This is a genomic window from Natrinema saccharevitans (assembly GCF_001953745.1).
GTDB classification, from domain to species: Archaea; Halobacteriota; Halobacteria; order Halobacteriales; family Natrialbaceae; genus Natrinema; species Natrinema saccharevitans.
Genome location: NZ_LWLN01000001.1, coordinates 3466210 through 3473758 on the forward strand (window position 1 = coordinate 3466210; position 7549 = coordinate 3473758).

General features: G+C 61.1%; 1 protein-coding gene, 1 tRNA gene, 2 rRNA genes and 3 pseudogenes. 6 read left to right on the forward strand and 1 reads right to left on the reverse strand.

Going from position 1 to position 7549, the window contains the following annotated elements; translation table 11 throughout:
* The first annotated feature begins 66 nt into the window (after positions 1 to 66).
* From A6E15_RS17465 to rrf, 3 genes are all read left to right on the forward strand, one after another.
* Positions 67 to 138 (forward strand) — tRNA-Ala (locus A6E15_RS17465).
* A 224-nt stretch (positions 139 to 362) separates the two neighbouring features.
* Positions 363 to 3287, forward strand: a 23S ribosomal RNA gene (locus tag A6E15_RS17470).
* A 126-nt stretch (positions 3288 to 3413) separates the two neighbouring features.
* A 5S ribosomal RNA gene (gene rrf, locus A6E15_RS17475) occupies positions 3414 to 3538 on the forward strand.
* Positions 3539 to 4012: 474 nt separating this feature from the next.
* Here the strand turns inward: rrf and coxB are convergent.
* Positions 4013 to 4721 (reverse strand): annotated as a pseudogene (coxB, locus tag A6E15_RS17480) (cytochrome c oxidase subunit II).
* Here coxB and A6E15_RS21490 point away from each other — a divergent pair.
* The 3 genes and pseudogenes from A6E15_RS21490 to A6E15_RS17490 form a co-directional block, all read left to right on the forward strand.
* Positions 4662 to 4826 carry a hypothetical protein gene (locus tag A6E15_RS21490; protein WP_245800605.1) on the forward strand — a complete coding sequence of 55 codons (165 nt, stop codon included), beginning with the start codon at positions 4662 to 4664 and terminating at the stop codon, positions 4824 to 4826. The pseudogene coxB and the gene A6E15_RS21490 sit on opposite strands and share 60 nt — an antisense overlap.
* Positions 4827 to 5003: 177 nt before the next feature.
* Positions 5004 to 7290 (forward strand): annotated as a pseudogene (locus tag A6E15_RS17485) (DUF6789 family protein).
* A pseudogene (locus A6E15_RS17490) lies at positions 7287 to 7549 on the forward strand (hypothetical protein); the annotation flags it as partial. The pseudogenes A6E15_RS17485 and A6E15_RS17490, both read left to right, overlap by 4 nt.

The window sequence follows — 7549 nt, forward strand, 5'->3', positions numbered from 1 at the left end:
CGATCGGGCACCTTTGAACTACCAAGGCTAACACCTACTCCCGCTGTCCGCCTTTGTGGCGGACGTGGGCCCATAGCTCAGTGGTAGAGTGCCTCCTTTGCAAGGAGGATGCCCAGGGTTCGAATCCCTGTGGGTCCATGGCTCGGGTTGGACCGAATCGTGCCCCTTAAGTGGGGCAGACGATTTCGGTCTAATCCGAACGAACCGATGCACCACCCCGCGCAAGCGTGGGTGGGAAGGGTCAATGCAGGCCGGCCGTCTACCGGCGTGCAGATGAGACCGTGTGTACGTGTAGTCCAGGCGTCCACTGGACCCGTTCCCCGGGTCACGATGTTGCGACTCTGTCGCAAACGCCGATCCGATGAACGTGGCTACTGTGCCAGCTGGTGGGATCGCTCGGCTTGAGAGCTGACGAAGGACGTGCCAAGCTGCGATAAGCCTATGGGAGCCGCACGGAGGCGAAGAACATAGGATCTCCGAATGGGAATCCCCCACCGCAATTGCTTCGCGCAATGGGGAACGTCGGGAATTGAAACATCTTAGTACCGACAGGAAAAGAAAGCAAACGCGATGTCGTTAGTATTGGCGAAAGAACGCGACACAGTCCAAACCGAAGCCCTCACGGGCAATGTGGTGTCGGACTGACGATCACTTCCCGAACGGCGACGCGAAGTCTCTTGGAATAGAGCACGAGACAGGGTGACAGTCCCGTACCGTCGGCAAGTAAGGAACGAGTCAGTTCCAGAGTATCGGGGGTTGGATATCCCTCGTGAATATCGCGGGCATCGACCGCGAAGACTAAACACTCCTCAAGACCGATAGCGAACAAGTAGCGTGAGCGAACGCTGAAAAGCACCCCACGAAGGGAGGTGCAATAGGGCGTGAAAATCAGTTGGCGATGGAGCGACAGGGCACACAAAGGTCCCGGACGAAAATGAATCAGGTGCGAACCTGTAGTAAGAAGTTTGGGAAGCCGGTGTTCTGTCGTACGTTTTGAAAAACGAACCAGGGAGTGTGCCTGTTTGACGAGTCTAACCCGATCATCGGGGAAGGCGAAGGGAAACCGACATGGCCGCAGTGCGTTGCACGAGGGCCGCCGTGTTCAAGCGCGGGGAGTCAAACGGGCACGACCCGAAACCGGACGATCTAGGCGTGGGCAAGGCGAAGCGTGCCGAAAGGCACGTGGAGGCCTGTTAGAGTTGGTGTCCTACAATACCCTCTCGTGACCTACGTCTAGGGGTGAAAGGCCCATCGAGTCCGGAAACAGCTGGTTCCAACCGAAAGATGTCGAAGCATCACCTCTGCCGAGGTAGTTCGTGGGGTAGAGCGACGGATTGGGGGACCGCACTCCGAGAGGAGTGTGCCCCCCTGTCCAACTCCGAACCTACGAACGCCGCTCGACGCAGGGAGTCCGGTGCACGGGGTAAGCCTGTGTACCGTGAGGGAGACAACCCAGAGCTGGGTTAAGGTCCCCAAGTGTAGACTAAGTGCGATCGAAGGTGGTCTCAAGCCCTAGACAGCCGGGAGGTGAGCTTAGAAGCAGCTACCCTCTAAGAAAAGCGTAACAGCTTACCGGCCGAGGTTTGAGGCGCCCAAAATGATCGGGGCTCAAGTCTACCACCGAGACCTAGCAGCACCACTTAGACTGGTGATCTCGTAGGTTGGCGTTCTGTTCGGGTGGAAGCACGGCTGAGAAGTCGTGTGGACCGTTCAGTAACGAAAATCCTGGTCATAGTAGCAGCGTTAGTCGGGTTAAACCCCGACGGCCGAACGAGTAAGGGTTCCTCAGCAATGCTGATCAGCTGAGGGTTAGCCGGTCCTAAGTCAGCCCGTAAGTCGAAGCTGACAACAGGGAAATAGGTTAATATTCCTATGCCAGTGTGTACTCAAAGCCAACGCTTTGGGGCCGCCTCTGCCGGGCTTTCGCCCGGTCGAACTATCGAAGTTCGTGGAAGCCGTAATGGCACGAAGCGACCGAATGGTAGGATAGCGCAAGAGGTCAACCTAGAGCCCGTGAAAAGGCGAACACACTGTCCGTACCGAGATCCGACACAGGTACTCGTGGCGGCGAAAGCCAAGGTCTGTCGGGAGCAACCGACGTTAGGGAATTCGGCAAGTTAGTCCCGTACGTTCGCAATAAGGGATGCCTGCCCTGCAATGGGGCAGGTCGCAGTGACTCGGGCGCTCCGACTGTCTAGTAACAACATAGGTGACCGCAAATCCGCAAGGACTCGTACGGTCACTGAATCCTGCCCAGTGCAGGTATCTGAACACCCCGTACAAGGGGACGAAGGACCTGTTAACGGCGGGGGTAACTATGACCCTCTTAAGGTAGCGTAGTACCTTGCCGCTTCAGTAGCGGCTTGCATGAATGGATCAACGAGAGCGCCACTGTCCCAACGTTGGGCCCGGTGAACTGTACGTTCCAGTGCGGAGTCTGGAGACCCCCAAGGGGAAGCGAAGACCCTATAGAGCTTTACTGCAGGCTGTCACTGAGACGTGGTCGCCATTGTGCAGCATAGGTAGGAGGCGGTACACAGGTACCCGCGCTAGCGGGCCACCGAGCCAGCATTGAAATACTACCCGATGGTGACTGCGACTCTCACTCCTGGCGGAGGACACTGGTAGCCGGGCAGTTTGACTGGGGCGGTACGCGCCTGAAAAGATATCGGGCGCGCCCCAAGATTTCCTCATCCGCGTCGGAGACGCGGAACAGAGCGCGCAAGAGCAAACGGAAGTCTGACAGTGTCCGGCACAACGACGGACGCTGACGCGAAAGCGTGGTCTAGCGAACCAATTAGGCTGCTTGATGCGGCCAATTGCTGACAGAAAAGCTACCTTAGGGATAACAGAGTCGTCACCCGCAAGAGCACATATCGACCGGGTGGCTTGCTACCTCGATGTCGGTTCCCTCCATCCTGCCCGTGCAGAAGCGGGCAAGGGTGAGGTTGTTCGCCTATTAAAGGAGGTCGTGAGCTGGGTTTAGACCGTCGTGAGACAGGTCGGCTGCTATCTATTGGGGGTGTAACGGTATCTGACGGGAACGATCGTATAGTACGAGAGGAACTACGATTGGGTGCCACTCGTGTACCAGCTGTCCGAAAGGGCACGCGCTGGGCAGCGACGCACCACGGGGTAAGAGCTGAACGCATCTAAGCTCGAAACCCACCTGAAAAAGAGATACCACGGAGGCCACTCGTAGAAGACGAGATCGATAGACTCGGGGTGTACGCACCAAGGCAACGAGGTGTTGAGCCCGCGAGAACTAATCGGCCAAGCCACACACTCATACTACATCGCATTGGATCCGTGACGCGCGAACGGGTCCGGACGCAAACTGGACTACACGTACACTCGGTCTTGACACACCACCGATATTGGAATGATCACGGTTCGATTCCGTGAGTCGGCGTTACGGCGGCCATAGCGGCGAGGTGCCTCCCGTACCCATCCCGAACACGGAAGATAAGCTCGCCGCCTGCGTTTCGGTCAGTACTGGAGTGGGCGACCCTCTGGGAACCCCGATTCGCCGCCTCCATTCATACTCACTTTCACTTTCAGCCCCGAACAGCCACTGCACTCCAGTGGTTGTCGGGGTTTTCTGTATTTATACGGAGCTGAGTCTGGATTCCGCTCTTCGATCGCCGCTATAATCGAATAGTGACGCTATCTCTTGGGATGGGCGTCCGAGAAAACCCCATTCCCGCCCGCTCACGTGGTCGTTCTTTCCAGTAGAATTCGTAGAGAGGTCTCTCAGTCGCAGTAAAATGTCGCCCGGAACACTAACGTCCAGCCTCATCCCGTGGCGGCGTGCCGCGTCGGCTGGCTAACCCTCGTGCCGGGCGGAAGGACTCGAGGAGTCCTCCAGTAGACGGATGTCGCGTGCCCGGGTTCGCCGTGCTGTCATCGCACCCGAAACGGGTCTGCTCTGACGGGGACTGAAGGCACGCACCGGACCTATGCGCGTGGGCCGTTTAACTCTTGTAGCTCGGTCCCCCACACGAAGAGAGTCTCAGTCGGGATCGGGCGCAGCCGTGACAGTACCCTCGTTCTCCGCGAGCCACTGATCGTAGGTGTCACGCTCGACGACGACGATGGAGCCGTCCATTCGGGAGTGGCCAGCCCCGCAGAACTCGGCACAGACGGCGTCGTAACGGCCGGGTTCGGAGACGATCGTGCGGGCGCGAGTGTAGTCTCCCGGGAAGGCGTCCTGTTTGACGCCCAGATCGGGGACGAAAAGCGAGTGGATGACGTCGTCGCTGGTGAGCCAGAACGTGACGTCCTCGTCGGCGGGGATCACGATTTCGGACTCGGTCGTGACGTTTGCCTCTGGGTAGGTGGCCTGCCACTCCCACTGGTAGCCCCGGACGTGGATCTCCTCGTCGTCGTTTTCGGGGAGGTCCGCGAACGAGTCGAACCCCTCCTGGCTGGTGTCTTCGCCCTCGAGGGCCTGCGAGGGGGAGACGTAGGGGTTGACGAGGACGCTGTAGCCCGAGAGGCCGACGAACAGGAGGATGAGCGCGGTCGCGACGGTCCAGGTGATCTCGAGGGCGGGGTCCTCGGTGGTCGGTTCGGGGTCGTCGTTGTCGTGGAAACTTGACGGCCGCGTAGACGAGGATCAGGAGGACGAAGAGAGTGAGCGGCAGGGCGACATAGAGTAGTTGATACTCGAGGCCGTCGATGAGGTCGCTGTTTTCGGACTGAGCGGCGACCGGACCGATCGCGAGAAGCGCCGAGAGCGCCGCGACGACGAGCGCGGCGAGCGTGCGTCGACGGTGACCCATGGGCGGGGATTCGACGACCGGCGGAATATACGGCCTTCGTGATTCGGTGAACTGTCACGAGCGTGGGGTGGTCGTAAGCAGCGGATACTCCCAAACGGCGTGTCACGGGCGGTGACAGTCAGGGAAACGCCGGGCCATATTTATTTGAGCCGATGGTGAGCCCATCGCCATGTGCGGCCGAGAGCGACGCGCTCGAGCGATCGGGGGTGACCGGCGGCGATGAACCGCGCGCTCGCCGAAGTCTCGCTGTTCGGGCTCGTCCTCGTCGGCTGTCTCTTGACGGTCGCGCTCGCCCGGCGGTGGCGAGCGGAGCCATCGACGGACGGCGGGTACGCTCGGGAGCGGCGGCGACGGCTTTCGCTGGCCGACGCGAAGGCGGCGGCCGTTCGGTGGACGACGACGACGAACCATCGTGAGATCGGGCTGCTTTACATCGCGTTCGGGACCGTCGCGGCGATCTGGGGCGGGATCGACGGGATGATGATCCGGACGCATCTGCTGACGCCCGAGGCGACGCTCTGGACGGAGGGGACGTACAACGAGCTGTTCACGATGCACGGGCTCACGATGTTGATCTTCTTCGTGACGCCGGTGTTCTTCGGGATCGGGAACTACTTCCTGCCGCTGTTGATCGGGGCCGACGACATGGCGTTTCCGCGGCTCAACGCCGTCGGGTTCTGGCTGTTACCGCCGTCGTTGTTGCTCGCTCGGTTCGGCATCATCGCCGAGGTCACGGGAGCGATACTTGCGGTCGTGGTCCCGGCGGACCGACTGTCGGTCTTGCTCGCGTTCAAGGAGCCGGCGATCGGGTGGACGGTGTATCCGCCCCTGTCGCTGGCACCGAATCCGCAGACGAACTTCCTCCTGTTGGGGCTGCACCTGAGCGGGATCGCGACCACGATCGGCGCGCTCAACTTCATCACGACGGTCGTCTACGAGCGCGACGAGTCGATCGGGTGGGCGAACCTCGATATCTTTTCGTGGAACATTCTCGTTACGAGCGCGATCATCATCTTCGCGTTCCCGCTGCTTGGCACCGCATTGCTCATGTTGCTGTTCGATCGCAACCTCGGGACGACGTTCTTCGCGGTCGAGGGCGGGGGACCGATCCTCTGGCAGCACCTATTCTGGTTCTGGGGTCATCCGGAGGTGTACATCATCTTCCTCCCGGCGACCGGGCTGATGAGTCTGATCTTGCCGAAGTTCGTCGGGCGAAAACTGTTCGGGTTCAAGTTCATCGTCTACTCGACGATCGCTATCGGCGTCCTCTCGTTCGGCGTCTGGGCACACCACATGTTCGTCACCGGCGTCGACCCTCGAGTCCGGGCGAGTTTCATGGCGACGTCGATCGCCATCGCCGTCCCCAGCGCGATCAAGGTCTTCAACTGGATCACGACGATGTGGAACGGTGACGTCAGACTGGCAGCACCCACGATCCTCTGTGTCGGCTCGATCGGGCTATTCATCGTCGGCGGCGTCACTGGCATCTTCCTCGCTGTGATCCCGATCGACGTGGTCTATCACGGCACCTACTACTACGTCGTCGGTCACTTCCATCTCATCCTCATGGGGATCATCCCGCTCATGATGTTCGCCGCAAGCTACTACTGGTATCCCCTGCTCACCGGCCGGATGTACGACCGGCGGCTCGCGATCTTCCAGTCGTCGCTTTTGGTCGTCGGCTCCGCGGGTCACGTTCATGACACTGATGGCGCTTGGCTTCCTCGAGTTGCCCCGACGCTACGCGACCTATCCGCCGAGCTATTCGGGGCTGCAGGTCGTCGCGACCGTCGGGGCGTTCATCATCGGAATCAGCGTCCTCATGTGGCTATACAACATGCTCTGGTCGTACTTCCAGGGAACGCCCGTCGAGACGGCGGACCCGTGGGAACTGAAAGCGACCGAGCAGTTCACTCCCGAGTGGCAGTGGTTCGAGGATCGCCTCGAGCGCGAGCGCGGCATCCCGCCCAGCGAACCCGAGGAGGTCCGGCCGTCGTACGTCCCCGCGCAGGGGGAGCGTCCACCGTCGCTGTACGGTCGGATCGTCCCGGTGGCAAAGCGGGTGGCAAGCGACGCCGGGACGGGTGCGGCCGGCGGCTTCGTCGGCACGATAGCGTTGACGGTCGTCCTCCTCGTCGCGGTAGCCTTGGGGGCGTTCGATCTCGAGGCGTTCGCAACGCTGGCGACGTTCGTCGGGCTGCCGGCGAACCTCGCGCTCGGCTACGGCCTGTTTCTCGCCGGTGGGATGACGGTCTGGCCCCTGCTCTTTCTCTCCTTGGGCGAGTACCTGCCCGGCGAGTTGACGCTGGTGACGGGGCTGTGGTACGCGACGGTCATCGCCTCGGGGTTCGCCCTGGCGTTTTACACCGGCCAGTCGGGACTCGAGCTGGTGACGTACGTCCTGTTCGTGATCGTCGCTCACTGGATCTACGGGCTGGGGCTGGCCGGGACGATCGCCGTTCTGGGCGGCCGCCAGCGCCGTCCGTCGACGGGGGACGACGGATGAGTTCGGACGACGAGTCGACGGGCAGTGGACCGGAGCCTCCGGCTACCGACGAGACGGGGCCGCTCGAGCCCACGGCGGCCTCGGAGTCGCTGGTGTTGACCTACGCCGCGCCCTTTTTCGGCGTCGTCCTGATCGCGGTGGGGCTGCCGCTGGCGATCGTCGGCGGCTACGTCGTCGTACAGGACGGGATCGGGCTCTGTGGCGCGCCCACGATATCGGCGACACCGACCGACGAGTACGAGGGCGCACTGGCGACCAT